The 18,973-nt window shown below is 50.6% G+C and carries 16 protein-coding genes; 2 read left to right on the top strand and 14 right to left on the bottom strand.

What is annotated here, in order from left to right:
• Positions 1-28: 28 nt before the first annotated feature.
• The 6 genes from BZG72_RS08350 to ffh all read right to left on the bottom strand — a co-directional run bounded on the left by BZG72_RS08350 (position 29) and on the right by ffh (position 5,223).
• Complete coding sequence (locus BZG72_RS08350) at positions 29-1,453, bottom strand: carbon starvation CstA family protein (protein WP_077666534.1); 1,425 nt, start codon at positions 1,451-1,453, stop codon at positions 29-31.
• 214 nt (positions 1,454-1,667) lie between these two features.
• Entirely contained in the window at positions 1,668-2,021 is a 354-nt protein-coding gene (gene rplS / locus BZG72_RS08345) for a 50S ribosomal protein L19 (protein WP_046074125.1), read from the bottom strand.
• Between the two features lie 28 nt (positions 2,022-2,049).
• Positions 2,050-2,805: a tRNA (guanosine(37)-N1)-methyltransferase TrmD gene (trmD, locus tag BZG72_RS08340; RefSeq protein ID WP_046074124.1), complete on the bottom strand. Its 756-nt coding sequence runs from the start codon at positions 2,803-2,805 to the stop codon at positions 2,050-2,052.
• A gap of 25 nt (positions 2,806-2,830) precedes the next feature.
• On the bottom strand, positions 2,831-3,358 hold the full coding sequence (gene rimM, locus BZG72_RS08335) for a ribosome maturation factor RimM (protein ID WP_077666533.1): 528 nt from the start codon (positions 3,356-3,358) through the stop codon (positions 2,831-2,833).
• A gap of 28 nt (positions 3,359-3,386) precedes the next feature.
• Positions 3,387-3,635: a 30S ribosomal protein S16 gene (gene rpsP / locus BZG72_RS08330; protein ID WP_046074122.1), complete on the bottom strand. Its 249-nt coding sequence runs from the start codon at positions 3,633-3,635 to the stop codon at positions 3,387-3,389.
• Between the two features lie 205 nt (positions 3,636-3,840).
• Positions 3,841-5,223, bottom strand: a complete 1,383-nt coding sequence (gene ffh / locus BZG72_RS08325) for a signal recognition particle protein (RefSeq protein ID WP_046074121.1) — start codon at positions 5,221-5,223, stop codon at positions 3,841-3,843.
• 181 nt (positions 5,224-5,404) lie between these two features.
• Between ffh and BZG72_RS08320 the strand changes: the two genes are divergently transcribed.
• Entirely contained in the window at positions 5,405-6,202 is a 798-nt protein-coding gene (locus BZG72_RS08320) for a cytochrome C assembly family protein (RefSeq protein WP_077578920.1), read from the top strand.
• A 101-nt stretch (positions 6,203-6,303) separates the two neighbouring features.
• Entirely contained in the window at positions 6,304-7,590 is a 1,287-nt protein-coding gene (locus BZG72_RS08315; protein ID WP_077666532.1) for an HlyC/CorC family transporter, read from the top strand.
• A gap of 149 nt (positions 7,591-7,739) precedes the next feature.
• Here the strand turns inward: BZG72_RS08315 and BZG72_RS08310 are convergent, their stop codons facing one another.
• From BZG72_RS08310 to BZG72_RS08275, 8 genes are all read right to left on the bottom strand, one after another.
• On the bottom strand, positions 7,740-10,295 hold the full coding sequence (locus BZG72_RS08310; protein ID WP_077666531.1) for a LuxQ periplasmic sensor domain-containing protein: 2,556 nt from the start codon (positions 10,293-10,295) through the stop codon (positions 7,740-7,742).
• Positions 10,296-10,298: 3 nt separating this feature from the next.
• Entirely contained in the window at positions 10,299-11,345 is a 1,047-nt protein-coding gene (locus tag BZG72_RS08305; RefSeq protein ID WP_077666571.1) for a substrate-binding domain-containing protein, read from the bottom strand.
• Between the two features lie 303 nt (positions 11,346-11,648).
• Positions 11,649-12,167: an S-ribosylhomocysteine lyase gene (gene luxS / locus BZG72_RS08300; protein WP_046074117.1), complete on the bottom strand. Its 519-nt coding sequence runs from the start codon at positions 12,165-12,167 to the stop codon at positions 11,649-11,651.
• Between the two features lie 29 nt (positions 12,168-12,196).
• Entirely contained in the window at positions 12,197-12,814 is a 618-nt protein-coding gene (locus BZG72_RS08295; protein ID WP_046074116.1) for a transglycosylase SLT domain-containing protein, read from the bottom strand.
• Positions 12,815-12,828: 14 nt separating this feature from the next.
• Positions 12,829-14,406, bottom strand: a complete 1,578-nt coding sequence (gshA, locus tag BZG72_RS08290) for a glutamate--cysteine ligase (RefSeq protein WP_077666530.1) — start codon at positions 14,404-14,406, stop codon at positions 12,829-12,831.
• Positions 14,407-14,503: 97 nt separating this feature from the next.
• Positions 14,504-17,353 carry a M16 family metallopeptidase gene (locus BZG72_RS08285; protein ID WP_077666529.1) on the bottom strand — a complete coding sequence of 950 codons (2,850 nt, stop codon included), beginning with the start codon at positions 17,351-17,353 and terminating at the stop codon, positions 14,504-14,506.
• Positions 17,354-17,363: 10 nt separating this feature from the next.
• Entirely contained in the window at positions 17,364-17,786 is a 423-nt protein-coding gene (locus BZG72_RS08280; RefSeq protein ID WP_077666528.1) for a YqaA family protein, read from the bottom strand.
• A gap of 93 nt (positions 17,787-17,879) precedes the next feature.
• Positions 17,880-18,836, bottom strand: a complete 957-nt coding sequence (locus BZG72_RS08275; RefSeq protein WP_077666527.1) for an NADP-dependent oxidoreductase — start codon at positions 18,834-18,836, stop codon at positions 17,880-17,882.
• Positions 18,837-18,973 lie beyond the last annotated feature (137 nt).

The raw sequence follows: 18,973 nt of genomic DNA, 5'->3' as shown, positions 1-18,973 counted from the left end.
CACGCTAGTCGCTCTGATGACATGACCATCATTTCTCATCCGCGATCAACTGTGGATTCGGTTTGTAGCCGACAAAGAAAGCAATAGTGGCAGCAATTGTCGCCCCCACACCGATGATGGTAGCGATATTCATCGGTAGGCTAAACCCGATTTCAGCGTTAGCTAAGTAGGTAACAGTCACTGCGGTCATAAACATCGCCGGAATCGTGCACACCCAGTGCAACTTATCACGTTTAATCAGGTAAGCCGCCGCAGCCCATAGCATGATCATCGCGGTGGTTTGGTTGGCCCAGCCGAAGTAACGCCAAATCACGCCAAACTCCGCTTTGGTGATCAAAAAGCCCACCACAAACATGGGGATTGCAATCATCAGGCGCTTCACCATTGGTTTTTGCTGAATTTTCAGAAAGTCGGCGATAATCAGACGCGCAGAGCGGAAAGCGGTATCACCCGAGGTAATCGGCAGCACTATCACGCCTAAGACCGCCATAATGCCTCCCACGGTGCCAAGTAGCGAGGTAGAAACCTCATGCACCACCGCAGCCGGGCCACCGTTAGCCAGCGTTTGATTAAGCGCCTCACTCGACTCATAGAAGCTCAAGCCCAGGCTACACCAGATAAGTGCAATCACACCTTCACCGATCATCGCGCCATAGAAGATAAAACGCCCTGACTTTTCATTTTGCATGCAGCGCGCCATCAATGGCGACTGGGTGGCATGGAAGCCGGATACTGCTCCACAAGCGATAGTAATAAACAGCAATGGCCACAGTGGTAGATCAGTTGGGTGGAAGTTAGTCGCAAAGTTTAGCCCTTGGCTGTAGAAGCTGTGATCGCTCACGGCCAAGCCAATAATCAAGCCGACCGACATAAAGACAAGCAAGGCACCAAACACGGGATAAAAACGGCCGATGATTTTATCAATGGGTACCACTGTCGCCAGCACATAATAGGCAAAGATAATACCCACCCACATCGCCACGCTCATCTCTGACAAGCTACCCAACAACTTGGCGGGACCGAGCACAAATACCACGCCGACCAACATCAAGAGCAACACCGCAAAGAAGTTCATAAAGTGTTTAGCGAAGTTACCCAGATGCTCGCCGACCACAGAAGGCACAGAAGCGCCATTTGCGCGGACACTTAGCATGCCTGAGAAATAATCATGGACAGCCCCCGCAAAAATGCAGCCAAACACAATCCACAACATGGCTACAGGACCGTACAAGGCACCGAGAATCGGGCCAAAGATGGGGCCTAACCCAGCAATATTCAAAAGCTGAATCAGGTAGACTTTTTTGTCCGACAGCGGCACATAATCCACGCCATCGTTCATGCTCATGGCCGGTGTCGCTTTCTGCGGCTTAGGCCCAAAAATTTTGGTAATGAAGGTGCCGTAAGTGAAATAGCCCACAATCAAGGTCACCACGCATAATAAAAACCAGGACATCGCTGTTCTCCGTGTCGTTAGCAGCTAAGCTGTCAATCTTTTAGTAGGGTACAGATGTCATTTTGCCTACATAGCCGCCACATTCATCTGCTTTGTCGGTGAGTGGTCGCATGGCCGAGTAAACGGTTGTAAGAACGGTTGAGCGGTTAGTTGAGGACAATAAAAAAGCCCGTCCAAGTGGACGGGCTTTTTGAGCAATAAACGCCGAGGGCGATTACTTCTTGTTAAGACGCTCTTTGATTCGAGCTGACTTACCAGAACGCTCACGCAGGTAGTACAGTTTGGCACGACGTACTGCACCGCGACGTTTAACAGTAATGCTGTCGATAACTGGCGAATGGATTTGGAAAGTACGCTCTACACCTTCACCGCTTGATACTTTACGTACGGTAAATGCAGTGTGTAGACCACGGTTGCGCTTAGCGATAACCACACCTTCATATGGCTGCAGACGCTCACGGTTACCTTCTTTTACTTTAAGCTGTACCAGGACAGTGTCACCTGCTTGAAACTCAGGCAGGTCTTTTTTCATTTGCTCTTCTTCGAGCTGCTTGATGATGTTACTCATTGTTTATAACCCTAGAATAAACTGAAACTCAATTTGATTCGGCACTTGCACGGTGTTCTTTTATGAACTCGGCAAGTAGTGATTCCTGTTCGTCAGTCAGAGCTAGGTTTTCCAGGAGCTCTGGTCGTCGTAGCCAAGTGCGACCTAGCGATTGCTTTAATCGCCAGCGACGAATGTCCTTGTGATTGCCGGATTTTAGCACCTCTGGTACCCCCAACCCGTCTAACACTTCTGGACGTGTGTAGTGTGGACAGTCTAACAACCCGTTAGCAAAGGAGTCTTCCTCTGCTGACGCCATGTCGCCGAGTACACCCGGTACAAACCGAGCAACCGCGTCCACCAACGTCATTGCGGGCAGCTCGCCCCCACTGAGCACAAAATCTCCCACCGACCATTCTTCGTCTACATGGGTTTGAATAATGCGCTCATCTACCCCTTCATACCGGCCGCAAATCAAAATAAGTTTGTCATTGCTAGCCAGTGATTCAACCCCCGCTTGGTCGAGCTTGCGCCCTTGCGGAGAGAGGTAAACCACTTTCGCTTTATCGCCTGCGGCATGTTTGGCAGCGTGAATAGCATCGCGCAACGGCTCAACCATCATCAACATACCGGGGCCACCGCCGTAGGGTCGATCATCAACCGTACGGTGTCTGTCGTGGGTGAAATCACGCGGATTCCACGTTTCGACGTTTAACAGCCCTTTTTTTACCGCTTGGCCCGTGACTCCAAAATCAGTGACCGCTCGGAACATTTCAGGAAACAGGCTAATAATGCCAACCCACATATTTCCGCTCGCTTACCGTTGGAGTTTAAAAACCAGGATCCCAGTCAACTTCGATCCGTTGAGCAGTGCGATCAATTGACTTGATAACCTGCTCTTCAAGGAACGGAATTAAGCGTTCCTTTTTGCCAAAAGCATCTTTGAGGTTAGCTTTGACGACAAGTACGTCGTTAGAGCCGGTTTCGAGCATGTCAGTCACCGTACCGAGGTGGTAGCCTTTCGCATTCACCACGTCCATGCCAAACAGCTCACGCCAATAAAACTCTTCATCTGATAAAGCAGGCAGCGACTCAGTCCCTACTGCAATCTCAGCATTGGTCAGCATCTGCGCGTCTTCGCGCTGATCCAGCCCTTTGAGCTTGGCAACATACCCCTTGTTGTGGCGTTTCCAGTCTTCTAACTCGAAACGTTGCCACTGCCCGCGCACCTGGATAAACCAAGGAGAGTAGGCAAAAATGCTCTCAGCTTCTTCAGTGTAAGAAAAAATCTTGAGCCAGCCACGAATACCGTATGACGCGCCTAGCTTGCCAACCACGATAGTATCTTGCTCACTCATTTCTTCTTTTAACCCTGACACTGGAGACTTACGCTGCTTTCGCGGCGTCTTTAACTAGCTTAGCCACACGGTCAGAAACCGTTGCGCCTTCGCTAACCCAGTGGTTTACGCGATCCAGGTCAAGGCGTAGTTTCTCTTCCTGGCCTTGAGCTACAGGGTTAAAGAAACCGATTTTCTCGATGAAGCGACCGTCGCGCGCCTGGCGGCTGTCAGCTACAACGATTTGATAAAATGGGCGTTTTTTCGCGCCATGACGTGCCAAACGAATGGTTACCATATCGTCCTCATTTGCATTACTTAATAAAATTGGCCCCGTTTCGCGTAAGCAATGCGGGGCCTCGTGCCAAAATAAAGCTCGGGAATTTTACTCTTTATTGCTGTGAATGCAACTGGTTTAGTCAAATTTCCACCAGTTGTCCCAAGCCTCACAGCGAGTTGATCTGCCTGCCAGCACTGGGCTGACAGGCAAGTCCGCTATCTGATTAGCCCATGAATCCGCCAGGCCCACCTGGGCCACCACCCGGTGGCATCATGCCTTTCATTTGGCGCATCATGTTGCGCATGCCACCTTTTTGCATCTTCTTCATCATTTTCTGCATTTGGGTAAACTGCTTAAGAAGACGGTTCACGTCCTGTACTTGGGTACCTGAACCCGCAGCAATCCGCTTTTTACGCGACCCTTTGATGATTTCTGGACGCTGGCGCTCACGAGGTGTCATCGAGTTGATGATCGCTTCCATCTGCAAGAACATTTTATCATCAACGTTATCTTTCACGTTGTCGGGCACATTCGACATCCCAGGCAACTTATCCATCATGCCCATCATGCCACCCATGCCCTTCATCTGCTCAAGCTGGTCGCGAAAATCGGCCAAGTCGAAGCCTTTTTTCTGCTTAAACTTCTTGGCCATTTTCTCGGCTTTGTCTTTATCGACATTACGCTCGAGATCTTCGATAAGCGACAAGACATCGCCCATCCCCAAGATACGGGATGCCACCCGGTCAGGATGGAAAGGCTCCAGTGCGTCGGTTTTTTCACCCACACCCAGGAATTTGATCGGCTTGCCGGTGATATGGCGCACCGATAATGCCGCACCGCCACGGGCATCACCATCAACTTTGGTCAATACCACACCCGTTAACGCCAACGCGTCATTAAAGGCTTTGGCGGTATTTGCCGCATCTTGACCTGTCATCGCGTCAACCACGAACAAGGTCTCTACTGGGTTGACCGCACTATGAACGTCCTTGATCTCGTCCATCATGGCGTCGTCAACGTGCAAGCGACCCGCGGTATCGACAATCACCACGTCGTAGAACTTCAGCTTGCCGTGATCAACCGCCGCTTTAGCAATATCAACGGGATTTTGGTCAGCACTCGAGGGGAAGAAATCCACCCCGACTTCACCCGCCAAGGTTTCCAGCTGTTTAATCGCCGCAGGGCGATACACGTCCGCAGACACCACCAAGACTTTCTTTTTTTCTTGCTCGGTAAGCATTTTACCCAGCTTGCCCACACTGGTGGTTTTACCCGCCCCTTGCAAGCCTGCCATCAAAATCACTGCGGGCGGTTGGGCCGCGAGATCCAATTTTTCATTGGCATCGCCCATCACCGCTTCCAACTCGGCTTGGACAATCTTGATAAATTCCTGCCCTGGGGTCAGGCTTTTAGACACTTCAATGCCAACGGCGCGTTCTTTGACGCGTTTGACAAAATCACGAACCACAGGGAGCGCGACATCGGCTTCCAGCAGCGCCATACGCACTTCGCGTAGGGTCTCTTTGATATTGTCTTCCGTTAACCGACCACGGCCGCTCACATTTTTGAGCGTCCGGGATAAACGTTCTGATAAGTTTTCAAACATGCGTTACTCGCCCACTCGTCCTATTGGCCCATGATTTTTCATCTGGGTGCAATCGCTGTCGCGAAATTACTGAGATTATACCGCAATCCCCCCATCGCTTGCATGTATCGATAGCGACGAAGATTGAGGCAAGGTATACTCACACCTTCATTCTTATTGATTAACTGACTGATCGGTGACGATGGAAATTCTGACAGCCTTATTCGCATCAATGCTTTATCTGGCCGCCATTTTGCAGATCATCCCCGGCTTGTCCAGCAACAATCAAATTAGTGCGAAGCCGGTCTTTTTCACCGCCGTGGCTGCGCTGGCGCTGCATGCTTATTTGTTAAAAGACCTGATTTTATCCGGCACAGGACAGAATCTTAGCATGCTCAACGTCGCCTCCTTGGTGAGTTTTATCATTGCGATGATGACCACAGGGCTAATTTTTCGATTGCGGCTGTGGTTCTTGCTCCCGGTGGTTTATGCCTTCGCTGGGCTAAACTTGGCGAGCGCGACCCTGCTGCCCGGTGCCTTTATTACCCATCTCGAATCGCACCCAGAGGTGCTATTGCACATTTCTCTGGCGCTGTTCGCCTATTCAACCTTGATGATCGCTACGCTCTATGCGCTGCAGTTGGCCTGGTTGGATTATCAACTCAAACATAAAAAACGCCAGGTCATTAATCACAATGTCCCTCCTTTAATGATGGTGGAACGACAGCTTTTCAACATCATTTTGGTGGGTCAGGTACTATTAACCTTCACTCTAATGACAGGATTTATTTTTGTCGATGATATGTTCGCGCAAGGGAAAGCGCACAAAGCCTTCCTTTCTATGGCCGCTTGGGTCGTGTATGGCGTTCTCCTTTGGGGGCATTATCAATCAGGCTGGCGTGGACGCCGGGTGGTCTGGTTTAGTATTGTGGGCGCCTTTCTACTCACTTTAGCCTATTTTGGCAGCCGTTTTGTCCGTGAGATTCTGATCGCGGGTTAAGACAGCGCGCGCATCACAGAGGGCAACCGGCCCCAGCGCGTGGCGGTAGTATACACTCGAGCATAGGCTCTGATTTTAAAACAAACGTAAGGAACAGTTCGTTGGACGACATATCGACGGGAATTTTAATTTCCCTTTTGGTATTGCTTATCGTCATTTCCGGTTATTTTTCCGGGTCTGAGACAGGCATGATGGCCCTTAACCGCTACCGGTTACGCCACCTTTCTAAATCAGGCCATAGCGGCGCTAAGCGGGTCGAAAAACTGCTCACTCGGCCAGACCGATTGATTGGGCTTATCCTGATCGGCAATAACCTGGTAAATATTCTTGCCTCGTCAATCGCGACCGTATTGGGGTTGCGTCTTTATGGCGATGCCGGTATTGCGATCGCCACCGGGGTACTGACGATGGTGATTTTGGTCTTCGCTGAGGTTACCCCTAAAACCCTCGCCGCCCTCTACCCGGAACGGGTCTCTTTTATCAGCAGTTTTGTACTGACCATTCTGATGAAAGTGTTCTATCCGTTGGTCAGCTTGGTGAACTTTATTACCAATGGCTTTTTACGGATACTGGGATTAGGCGCCAAGGCGGATGGCAAAGACAGCTTAAGCACCGAGGAACTGCGCACGATTGTTAATGAGGCAGGGAGTCTGATCCCTCGCCGTCACCAGCATATGCTGCTGTCGATTCTTGAGCTAGAAGAAGTGACCGTGGATGACATTATGGTACCCCGTAATGAAATCACCGGGATCAATATCAATGATGACTGGAAGTCGATCATGCGCCAATTCACTCATGCTCCGCATGGACGGATGGTACTCTATCGCGACACCATCGACGAAGTCGTTGGCATGCTGCGCGTGCGCAAAGCGTACCGCTTAATGGTTGAGAAAAACGAATTTAACAAAGAAACGCTGCTTCGTGCCGCCGACGAAGTTTACTTTATTCCTGAAGGCACACCACTGAACGTGCAAATGCTGAAGTTCCAACGCAACAAGCAACGTATTGGTTTGGTCGTTGACGAATATGGCGACATGATAGGGTTAGTGACCTTGGAAGATATTCTCGAAGAGATCGTGGGTGAATTTACCACCTCATTGTCACCGAGCTTGGCAGAAGAAATTACGCCACTGACCGACGGTGGGTATCTGATTGAGGGCAGCGCCAATATTCGCGACTTGAATAAGAGCCTTAATTGGACTTTACCGACCGATGGGCCGCGTACCCTCAATGGGCTCATCCTCGAACATTTGGAAGATATCCCTAACAACCGCTTAAGTGTGGAGATTGATGGCCACCATATTGAAATTGTCGATGTCGCAGACAATATGATTAAGCAAGTGAAGGTGTTGCCGGCTAAGCAACCACAAGCGAGTGTAAACAGCTAGTTGGGCACCTTCGCATCAGCCATATCACGGCACTAGCACGCTGCAAAAGCCATACCATGAGATCAACGCACAAAAAAGGTGGGGCATTCCCCACCTTTTTTGTGCTTGCCCTTTTTAGGTCATCACCTGATCGCCCGTTACCACTGCCATCATGAAGAGCTGTTTTCCGTACAGGTATAATGCCGTAATGCCTCAATAAAGCTGGCCTCTTTGATCGGTTTCACAATCACATAGTCGGCACCTGCTTGATAAAAAGCCTCATGAACGTGACCGTACGCATCGGCCGTGCATGCATAAATGGGGACATCGAGGCCCAACGTTTTACGAATCGCTTTTGTCGCATCAATACCGCCAAGCTTCGGCATATGATTGTCCATTAATACCAGATCATAATGCGCTTGTTGGAGACGCTCGAGGGCCTGCTCCCCATCTTTTACCCAATCAACTTCAATCTGGTATTTTTTGCAAAAGGCTTGAGCCACCATGGCATTGATTTTGTTATCCTCGACCAGCAACAACCGCTCTATGCCCAAAGACGCGGGGTCAAAGGGGTCGGCCTCTACGGTTTGCGCCGGTTTAGCGTGTGTCACAGCCACAGGCACAGTGACCATAAAGCGGCTACCTTTATCCGGCTCACTGGTCACATCAATCTCTCCCCCGAGCAAGTCGAGTAAGCTTTTCACGATAGATAAGCCCAAGCCACTGCCTCCGTATGTGCGCGTGACGCTGGAATCGGCTTGTACAAAGGGATCAAACAAGGATGATAGCGCTTGTTGGTTCATCCCCACCCCCGTGTCACTAACCTCTATATGTAAGCGTGTTTGCTCACCCGACTCGACTAATTTGATGGTCATCCCCACCTTGCCAACATGGGTAAACTTCACCGCATTGCTCATCAAGTTGAACAGGATCTGAGTCAGACGTGATTGATCAGAGCACACCATGGTGTCATCGGCGACGGGAGCATCAATGGTCAATGCAATTTGTTTGCTCTCACAAATCGGGGTATAGATATTCTCAACCGTGCGAATCATGTCGTGCAGATAAAAGTCGCCGTGCTCGATAGTCATCTTTCCTTGTTCAATTTTGGAAAGATCAAGCACATCATTTAACACAGTAAGTAAGTGCTCACCACTTTGATAGAGACTCCCTAGCAGCTCTTTTTGCTCTTTTTCTTTCGCCTTATCACTCAATATCTGGGTTATACCTAAGATACCATTGAGCGGCGTTCGAATTTCATGGCTCATCTTAGCCAAGAACTCAGACTTGGCACGGGCAGAGGCTTCTGCCGCTTCTTTAGCGCGTTGGCTTTGTTGCTCCGCTTCAATCAAAGAAGTGATTTCTTGCCCCTGCCCAATCACCGCTTTCACTTGGTTGTCGACCATCAACGGCGCTAAGTTCCAACGGTAAACCCGACGATCAATCTCGATATTCACCCCTTTTAAAATCGTCCCGTTTAATGCGCGTTGTAGGTGAGGGGTAATGGCATACATAAACTGGTCGTAGAGCCAACTAGAGGCATGGATTTGCTCGTCATAATTAAGCTTTAGTTTGGCCGCGGGGTTAATACGTGTGATATCAAAGTGGGTGTCCCAAACGATGATGGGCGACAAGGCATAGTCAAACAGGTCTTGTAGGGAGCGCTCTTTTTCATACAAGGCATCAAATGTGGACTCCAGCGTCTTACCGATATGGTTAAACTCTTCAATATCCGAGCCCGCAAAAGGCAAGGTGCGCTGTCGCGAGCGCGCGCCTTGGGTATAACGCATCAATTTTTCCAATGAATCCGCGATGCGCGTTTGCACAAATCGGTTAACCCAGATCGCTGCCACGATAATCACCATCGTGGTCAGCAGCAGGTTAATCCCCATTTGCCGTTGCAGTGCCACCACATTGTCATTTTGCTGTGCCGACAACAGAGCAATTTTTGAAGGCTCACCGGCGATGCGTAACTTGGCTTGGCTCACCAAATAGTGGCGAAACGCCTGGCTCTCTCCTGGCGAGGGCAGCGTAAGATCGCGCCCAATCTCATCGTTGCTGCTCAGCGTCGAGGCGAGAGTGACATTATCTGCAGACAACCACACCGCTTRCGTACCGCTCGCGCGCTGCAAACTTTTGACAAACGAGAAGTTACCATTAAGCATCACCACCACATATAAGTAACCACCCAGCTTGCCACTAGACTGAAACACGATTGGCGTTCGCCGCATTAACAAATAGCTCTGCTCTACCTCTGTGGTGATGGTGGTTAACGTCCAGCGGTTAACGCCTCTGAGTTGCAGACGTAACTGCTCCAGCTCGTCACCATCAATCCCATGAAACAAGCTGCTGCCATCATGCCAAAGCACCCGATCGTCTTTGGCGATAAAGCGGAAATCGGGGGTGTTGGCCACGTCTTGTTGCTCTTGTTCGATAAAATAGTCATCCAACGCCGCGCTGTTCTCATTCGCCACCATTGACTGCAGTGTCACACTCGCCGCATTGGTATTTTGGTGGATTTGTAGTGATGTGAGACGACTGTCAAACACATTTTGCAACAGGCGAGACGTCTGCGTCAGCGTGCGGGTGATTTCTTGATTAATCCCCGCCAAAGTAAGCTGATAACTCTGTATATACACCCCGGCCGTCACAAAGAGGAAAAAGACCACGATCAAACGGGTCAGTAATTGAGACAGTGACAGCTTGGGCGAACCCGATATGGCCATTTTTTAGTCCGAATACCTAAATGCTTTTTTCTTAAGTGCCTCTATTCGCTTGGGATCATCGTAGCGAGTGACCACTTCAAACCGCCCAGAATAGACCACAGGCACAGGTTGATGCTCAATGTCACGTTTGATCGCCTCGGCCATGGCGATACCTGTATCATCATTCATTCTCATCACAGTCACATCAAGTTGACCGGCGGCAATCGCGTCAAGCTCTGCTGAGCCACCTCCCCAGCCATTGAGTCCAACCGTGTCACGGTCTAGCTCATCGAGGGCCTGGACAGCGCCAAACGCGACGTCGGTTGCACACGCATAAATAAAGTCGAGCGTTGGATTATTGTTTAGCATCGCTTTGGCCGCCTGGTAACCCGACTCTCGGTCACCCTTGGTGTAATAGGCAGACAGCAAGTTGCTATCAGCGTGCGAGCTCATGGCCTCAATAAAGGTATCCCCCCGTGCATCACTGACATAACCTTGCGAAAAATAAAGCACCGAATAATTCACGCCTTCAGGATATCGCTCTTGGTAATAGGTTGCCAATGCACGACTACCACGTTGGTGATCAAACCCCACATATAAGAATGGTTGATTATCTTGCCACGCTTTTACGGGCGTGGTGATGTTTTGCAAAATAAGCTTGGTTTTGTTCTGGGATAACACATGGTTAATAAACTTACGATGGCGCACACTGTTCAAGGTAAAAATGAGGTAATCGGCCCCATCACGTAGCGCCGCATACAACGAGGCGCTTTGTTCACGAATATCGGTATTGGGGCGCGTCGTGACTTGTTGGAGCTGGTAAGGGATATTGAGTGCATTCAGCCGCCGCTCGAAAGCACGTACGTTACGTTGCCAGTAATCGGATATTTGCTCGCCTGGCACCACCACAGAGATTTTTATTGGCTCCATGGCACCTAAAAAAGGCACCGGCTCTGCTTGTACCTGAGCGTCCAATTCGGTGGTTAAGCTTTTTTGCTCAGGGTGCAGGGCAAGGTACTCATCGTAAGACCAAAAGCCATTGAGTGATCCGTGGGCACTGGACATCACCATCAGCAAGGTGAGCCCAGTCAACCAACGGAAAAAACGGATCGCGTCATTTAGGTGTCTGGTGCGTAAACTCACTTTTATCCCACAGCCTTTTTGTTTCCAAGTCAGTGTCAGCTTAGCGAAACCCGTGCACGGACGCAGCGAGAAAAGCGAGAAGCGTGCTTGATGAGGCAAAAAAGATGCAACAAAGCCTACACTTCCCAGGCATTTATCTAGCAATCAAGACAAAAAAGGGAGAAAGCCATGAATACCAAGAAAAACGGCAGCCCAATATGGACTGCCGTTAACGTTCAAGACAGAGGCACACTAGTCAACGCGCAACGTTTGTAGCATGGACTCAGGCAAGGAAAGATCATCGTTTTTATTCACGGTCACCCCTGCATCTATGATGGCACGAGCGATATCTTTTGCCTCGCTGAGTGAGTGCATCTCATACGTCCCGCATTGATACTCGTTGAGCTCAGGGATCTTGTCTTGCGATGGCACAACCAACACATCTTCCATCGCCAGTTCCCATGCTTTCGCCACCTCAGGCTCTTGGGGCTCCCCAATCAGGCTCATGTAGAAGCCAGTACGACACCCCATAGGAGAGATATCAATGATCTCGACCTTATCGCTGTTAAGGTGCTTACGCATAAAGCCGGCAAACAGGTGCTCGAGCGTGTGGATCCCTTTTTCCGTCAAGTGCTCTTCGTTAGGGCGACAAAAACGAAGGTCAAAAACGGTAATCGTATCACCGCTGGGTGTTTGCATCGTTTTGGCGATCCGCACTGCTGGCGCATGCATACGTGTATGATCAACCGTAAAACTATCTAGTAGTGGCATCTTACCTCCTTTATTCCTCGCAGTGCCCCTTAAAATGGCCACCAGCTCAGATTATCCTCGAGTCGTTGTCGGCAACCTTTTAGCTGCCAACCGTAGTCCTTTGCTTGTTGTTCGACTTTACGCGCCACGCGTTTTAACCCGGGTTTCCCCTCAAACGAGCCGCGCTGAAATCCACCTCTACCTTCATGGTAAGCCAAATACTGGCGATACACATCCCATTTAGACACCCCGAGTTGGCGGTAGGTTGCATCGGTATACCAACCAATAAACTGCAACGCATCGGCAAAGTCAGTGCGGGAGCCGCCATTGTCTGTGGCTTTTTGATAATCAGACCAAGCCGGGTCTTGCGCCTGCGCATAGCCATAGGCACTGCTAACACGCCCCCACGGCAAGATGCCTAACACATAATCACGGGGTGGCAGGGCATCATGCACAAACGCGCTCTCTTGCTTGACGAACGCCATGGCCACTTGGATGGGCGTTCCCCAATCCGCTTCCATCTCAACCGCTGCTTCAAACCAATCTGGGTGTTGGTCGAATATCTCACAGAGGTTATTGGGATTATCCGGTGGTGGCGTGGCACATCCTGATACCATCACCACGGTGAAGAATGCGCCAATATGACGGAAAAAGCGCTTCCTGCTCATCGTCGTCCGTCCAATTACCAGCTTTCGGCCATGGGCACGTCTTTAAAATAAGCATTCAAAAAAGCTTCAAAGCTTTGTGTATCGCTTTCTTCGACCGCTTTTTGACGCGCGACGCTCTCTTTGGCTTCTTGTAAAAAGTCGGCATCACTGTGGATCTTGTAAGGCACATCCGCTAGCGCCGCTTTATGGTCACGGGCAAGGCTTAGCCCTAGGCCGCCGATACCGCCTTGCGCGATCACGTCTGCCAGAACACGACCAGATAGCGTGAGTTCTGGGTTATCAAAACAGGCGATCATTTTATCACATACGGTTTCATAGCGATGGTCGTCGACCGCGCGATCCATGACTTTCGCCAACTGCTTAAGCTCCCCCATCACTTGTAACCCCCACTCTGCTTGCGTCAGGGTCTCGCCCTCACATCCTGTTGTTAGGGTTAATCCTGGTTTGCGGCCTTCGAGTACAATCTTGTTCCAATTGTCACGCCAGCAATTGAGTTCAGGGTCGGTCATCGGCTCAGAAGGCGATAACGCACACCAGGAGACAAAGAGATCAAGAAAATGGATCTGATCCTCTTCAATCCCCACCGGGCTGTATGGGTTGACGTCCAAAGAGCGCACCTCAATGTACTCGACACCGCCTCGCTCAAGCGCTTCGGTCGGCTTTTCACCGCTTTCGGCATTCCGTTTGGGGCGTATAGGCGCATAGAGCTCGTTTTCAATTTGCAGCACATTGGTGTTGAGCTGACGATACGTCTCGCCATCACGAATACCTAGCTTGGCAAACGCCTTTGAGGGAGTACGAATCGCGCTTCTTAAACCTTCAAGGTATTGCTCTAGGGTGTTAAAACCAATTTTCAGATCCGCTTGCGCATTATTGGTATACCCTAAATCACTCAAGCGCAGCGACGTTGCATAGGGTAAGTAACACGTACCTGACGGCATATGCTCAAAGGGCAACTGGCTTTGTGCATGCTTGATAAACGAGCCACATAACGCAGGTGACGCACCAAATAGATAAGGGATCATCCAACCATGGCGATAATAATTACGAATAAGATCAAAGTAACCTTGGGTGACTGACGCTTGGCTTACCGTGTCTGAGTGGTACAGATGCTGCCAAAATGTCTCAGGCAAAGAGATGTTAAAATGCACCCCTGAGATCACTTGCATCACACTGCCATAGCGATGCTTGAGCCCTTGGCGATACAAGGTCTTCATCCGCCCAACATTTGAGCTGCCGTATTGCGCTAAGGTGATATCGTCTTCGGATGCCACCACGCACGGCATTGACATAGGCCACAACTGTTCGTCGCTCATTTGCTGATAGGTAAAGCGATGGATATCCTGCAACTCATCCAGCATCCCTTTCACCGACGTGTTAACCGGCGTAATAAACTCCAACAGTGATTCAGCAAAATCCGTCGTGATCCAACGGTGTGTCAGCGCGGATCCAAGTGTCTCTGGATGCGCCGTTTGCGCTAAATGACCTGCTGGCGTAATGCGTAATGCCTCGCGCTCCAATCCGCGGCCAATCCCCTTTAATGCATCTGGGTTTTGCGCTAAACGCGCTAACCGTTGGGTAAAGTCAGTCAAAATGTATCTCTTATTTTTTTAAGCTGCGTGGCGGTCAATATAAACAAGCTATTACTCAAAAGCCATCACGCAGCGGAGTAAGTTTATCCAAATAGGCTTATCGGTAATCGAGCGCTAACGTGCGCACTGGCAAGCCAAGTTGACGTAAGCTATCACCAAGACGAGAGGCATCCCCGACCACAATAATTTGATAGTCGTTAGGATCAAACCAACGTGCCGCCTGGGCATTCAGCTGTTGCAATGAGATTGATTGCAATAAGGCTTTTTGTGCCTCTCGGTAGTTGTCGTCTAAATCAAAGGCTTCAATATGTGCTATCAAGCCTGCTTTTTCCCATGGCGTTTCATAACTCAGCGCATCACGCTGCCCACTCGATTGACGCAGATAGGCCAATTCTTGTGCCGAAAAGCCATTTTCTTGTGCATGCGCCATCTCTTGCCATAGCGCTTTAATCGCATCATGCGTCGCATCAGCACGTACATCGGTACTGACTTCTATGGTGCCTGTCTGCCGGCCTCCATAAACACCACTGTGCGCGCCATAGGTATAACCTTTATCTTGACGCAAGTTTTGATTCAGGCGCGCATTAAAATTGCCCCCTAAATTAAAGTTGGCCAAGCGGGTTTTAAACATCGGGCCGGTGGCATCGTATGGCATACCATGGCGCACCATACGAATACTGGTTTGTGGGGCTTGCGGTTTATCTACCAGCCAAATTTGTGCCTGGTCGTAGTCTTTCGGGACAGCACGCGCCACCTGAGCCGTAGGCTGCGTTTGCGCTTGCCACGGTGTGATCCGGTTGGCGAGATTGATCGCATGTTCACGAGAAAGGTCGCCCACCACAATCAATTGGCTGCCTCGCAATACGTAGTGCTGGCGATAGAAGTGTTTAACATCGTCAAGTGTCATCGCTGCAATATCTTCCGCGACGCCGCCCTCTGGCGCTCGGAAGGTGGCATCTTGATATAACAGCTGGTTTGTCGCTTGGCTGGCTAGCCAGCCTGCATCATCGGCGCGAGATGCCAGACCCTCCAACAACTGTGCTTTAACACGGTCAAAATCTTCTTCTGCAAAGGTCGGCGCGCGCAAGGTTTTATTCACGAGTTTCAGGGTCTCACCCAGATGCTTTTTCAGTGATGTTACCGTGATTTGTGTATGGTAACTGTCCGCGTCGATATTGACTTGACTGCCCAGCTTGTCTAGGGCTCGAGTGAGCTCAGCAGCTGACATACCTGCCGCGCCCTCGGTCACCATGGTTGCCGTTAAGTTAGCGATACCTCGCTGATCGTTAGGCTCCATCAAGGTGCCGGCAGGTAAACGAAGCTGCAAGGTGACCGTGGGTGTCTCGCGACTCACTGTGCCTGCYAGATGCATCCCATTGTCCAAGTCGGCCCGATAAATGCGTGGCACATTAACCGTGACACTCCCATTAGGAGCCGGGATCTGGGTGCGATCGAAATTTTCTGGGGGTTCACGTCGTGCTAACGTGTCGTGCTGGTTTTGCGTCTGTGTCTGTTCATATTCTGGACGTTGATAGATAAAATTCGCGGGCGCAGCGACCAAGTCCGTCCGTCCAATAGGGACCACACTGGTGTTTACTGCGGGCTGATCTTTTATCCACTGCCGATAGCTTTCCATCACCTTGTCAGGGGTCACCGCATTCAGGCGTGAAAGGCGCTGATTCATACGGTTTGCATCACCGTAGAGCGTATAATCACTGGCCAGCTGTGAGACCTTACCGTCGACACTTTGTAGCGCAAAGATATTATCGGCTTCCACCATGGATTGGATTTGGTTGATATCCTCGTCACTGACGCCTTTTGCCTCAAACTGCGTCATGGTTTGCGCTAACAAGGTACGGATCTCAGCCAGAGATTGACCTTGGCGACCGACACCGTAAACCTCAAACGTACAAGCTAGCTCACCACACTGGTGCGATGCGCCTGCACTTAACAGCTGCCCCGTTTGTACGAGGGATTGATAAAGGACACTGTCACGCCCTTGCCCCAATACATTGGCCAGTACCCCCAGGCGCGTCGTGGTGTCCGTCTCAGGCACACTGGTAGGAAAGGTCATCACCAATACCGGTTGCGATACCTTATCTTCCAATGTCACAAAGCGAGAGCCGTCCAGCGTGACCGGTTGCGGTTTCGCCTCTGGTATTGATGGGCCTTGAGGAATATCACCAAAGTATTTTTTCACCCACGCTAAGGTTGTCTGAACATCAATGTCGCCACCAATGGTCAAGGTGGCATTGTTCGGCCCATACCAGCGCAGGAAGAATTGCTTGAGATCGCCAACATCGACACGGTTAAGGTCCTCAACATAACCAATCACCGGCCATGAGTATGGGTGACCCTCAGGGTAGAGTGCTTGATTAATGGTCTCGTTAACGCGGCCATACGGGACATTGTCTATCCGAAATGCCCGTTCGTTTTTCACCGTGTCACGCTGCACTTCAAATTTGCGCTGAGAGACCGCATCCAGCAAAAAGCCCATGCGATCAGATTCAAGCCAAAGGACACGCTCAAGCTCGTTGGCCGGTACGGTCTGGTAATACTGGGTGGTGTCGCGATTGGTCGAGCCATTGTTATAGCCCCCCACCTCTTTAATACGTTTTCCGTGATCATCTACGTGCTCAGAGCCTTCAAACATCATATGTTCAAAAAAATGCGCAAAGCCTGATTTTCCCGGCTCTTCTCGGGCAGAGCCCACATGGTAACGTACATCAACATTGACAAGAGGGTCGGAGTGATCCTCATGCAACAACACCGTCAGTCCATTATCTAATTCAAATTGCTGATACGGGACTTGCGCACTCCCTGGCGGAGGCGCGACGGTTTTAATCCAAGTGACGCCCTCAGGTGTTTGGGTTGGGGCTGAGCCAGTCAACTGGCATCCAGACAACACTGATAGAAAGAAAAACGTGGCAAGCAATAAACGTGGCATATGATAGTTCCTAACCCGCTACCCAACGGATTGAGATGACAATCACTAGGTAGCGCGATGCTTTTGCAACAAAGATAATCAGCCAGCACCAAGATTGCCGAAGGCGCAGCCAACCGGCAACCACGCAGAGCGGATCACCAATAATCGGTACCCAGCTTAATAGCAAGGCAGCATAACCATAGCGCTGCAGCCCAGCGAGCGCTCGGCGGTGCCATGATTGATGCGGTTGATAATCAGGCAGCCAACGCCCGATGGCGTAATTGGTCATGCCACCGAGTGTGTTGCCTACCGTGGCAATCGCCACAAGGATCCCATCCGCGAATGAGTGCTGAGTTAATAAATACACCAAGTTGGCCTCAGAGCCACCTGGCAATAAGGTCGCACCTAAAAAGCTGGTGGCAAACAGCGTTGCCAGCAGCACCCAATCGTCCATTCGACCCCATGTATTATCATTGGTTCAGCGCGAGCTCCCTACGACGCCACGGCCTCATCAACCCGACGAGAGCCGGAAGACGAAGCCCTGAGGTTAAGACGAAGGCATTTCCAACACACGTTTACCGCGAGTATGGCCTGCCTCGAGTGCGTAATGTGCCTGCGCGCCCTGCTCAAGCGGGTAGACCGCAGCGATATCGATCTTAAGTTCACCTTGGTCCAGCATATCGAGCAAGCGCTGGGTCTGCCAAGTATTTGGATCAACCAACATACCTGTCGCCTTCAGCCCTCGCTCGGCAGCGGCGGAGGTAATGGTATCGCGCGTATTGGTGGGGACTGTGACGATACGCCCACCTGTTTTTAGGCTTGCTAATGCATCAATGGCGGTGTCCCCTCCCACCAAATCAATCACCAGATCAAATTCACCATTGGCGGTGGCCCAATGCGCTTGATGGTAATCGATCGGGGTCGCGTCCAGTTGACGTAGAAAGGCATGATTGTTTTCAGAGGCAGTGGCATAAACCTGCGCCCCGAGACGCACGGCCAACTGGACCGCAAGGTGCCCGACGCCGCCGGCGCCCGCTAAAATCAATACTTTTTCATCACGCACCAGTTTACCATGCTCAAGCGCTTGCCAAGCCGTCAGCCCAGCCAATGGCACTGCAGCGGCATCCACCATTGGCACACTTGGCGGTACTGTTGATAATAACCCGGCATCAGCGACCACATATTGGCTGTATCCCCCGCCTTCGGTCGGAAAGCCAATCATCCCAGCGACACGATCCCCAACATCAAACTTGCTTTCATTGGTGCCATTCGCCACCACAACACCTGCAACATCATAGCCAGGCACCCAAGGCAAATGATCGCGATTATGCTCAGCGGCCCAGCCGAGTCCGGCACGCGTTTTCGCATCAATGGGGTTAACGCCTGCAGCCTTCACTTGAATCAGCACCTGTTCTTCAGAGGGAGAAGGAATCGAACGGTTGACCGGAGTAAGTACCTCTGGCGCGCCAAATTCAGTGATTGCAAGAGAGAGATTGTTCGACATATTGACTCCTTTCGCATGCCATTGTGCTTATGCTGGCGTATACAGTAATGGTACTTGCCTTAACGAAGAGATTAAGCACAGAGCCATTGCAAAGCGTAAACCTCTAGTCTTAACAAAAAAAGCGGCAGACTCAATGC

Origin of the sequence: Salinivibrio sp. PR6, from assembly GCF_001995955.1 — a bacterium.
GTDB lineage: Bacteria > Pseudomonadota > Gammaproteobacteria > Enterobacterales > Vibrionaceae > Salinivibrio > Salinivibrio siamensis.
The sequence above is the reverse complement of the archived record's forward strand: the minus strand, read 5'-3'. Positions and strand labels throughout refer to the sequence as shown.

What these genes read in the sequence shown, in the direction of transcription:
- BZG72_RS08350 (WP_077666534.1), bottom strand. Translation starts at nt 1,453, where the DNA reads ATGTCCTGGTTTTTATTATGCGTGGTGACCTTGATTGTGGGCTATTTC.
- rplS (WP_046074125.1), bottom strand. Translation starts at nt 2,021, where the DNA reads ATGAGTAACATCATCAAGCAGCTCGAAGAAGAGCAAATGAAAAAAGAC.
- trmD (WP_046074124.1), bottom strand. Translation starts at nt 2,805, where the DNA reads ATGTGGGTTGGCATTATTAGCCTGTTTCCTGAAATGTTCCGAGCGGTC.
- rimM (WP_077666533.1), bottom strand. Translation starts at nt 3,358, where the DNA reads ATGAGTGAGCAAGATACTATCGTGGTTGGCAAGCTAGGCGCGTCATAC.
- rpsP (WP_046074122.1), bottom strand. Translation starts at nt 3,635, where the DNA reads ATGGTAACCATTCGTTTGGCACGTCATGGCGCGAAAAAACGCCCATTT.
- ffh (WP_046074121.1), bottom strand. Translation starts at nt 5,223, where the DNA reads ATGTTTGAAAACTTATCAGAACGTTTATCCCGGACGCTCAAAAATGTG.
- BZG72_RS08320 (WP_077578920.1), top strand. Translation starts at nt 5,405, where the DNA reads ATGGAAATTCTGACAGCCTTATTCGCATCAATGCTTTATCTGGCCGCC.
- BZG72_RS08305 (WP_077666571.1), bottom strand. Translation starts at nt 11,345, where the DNA reads ATGGTGATGTCCAGTGCCCACGGATCACTCAATGGCTTTTGGTCTTAC.
- luxS (WP_046074117.1), bottom strand. Translation starts at nt 12,167, where the DNA reads ATGCCACTACTAGATAGTTTTACGGTTGATCATACACGTATGCATGCG.
- BZG72_RS08295 (WP_046074116.1), bottom strand. Translation starts at nt 12,814, where the DNA reads ATGAGCAGGAAGCGCTTTTTCCGTCATATTGGCGCATTCTTCACCGTG.
- BZG72_RS08280 (WP_077666528.1), bottom strand. Translation starts at nt 17,786, where the DNA reads ATGGACGATTGGGTGCTGCTGGCAACGCTGTTTGCCACCAGCTTTTTA.
- BZG72_RS08275 (WP_077666527.1), bottom strand. Translation starts at nt 18,836, where the DNA reads ATGTCGAACAATCTCTCTCTTGCAATCACTGAATTTGGCGCGCCAGAG.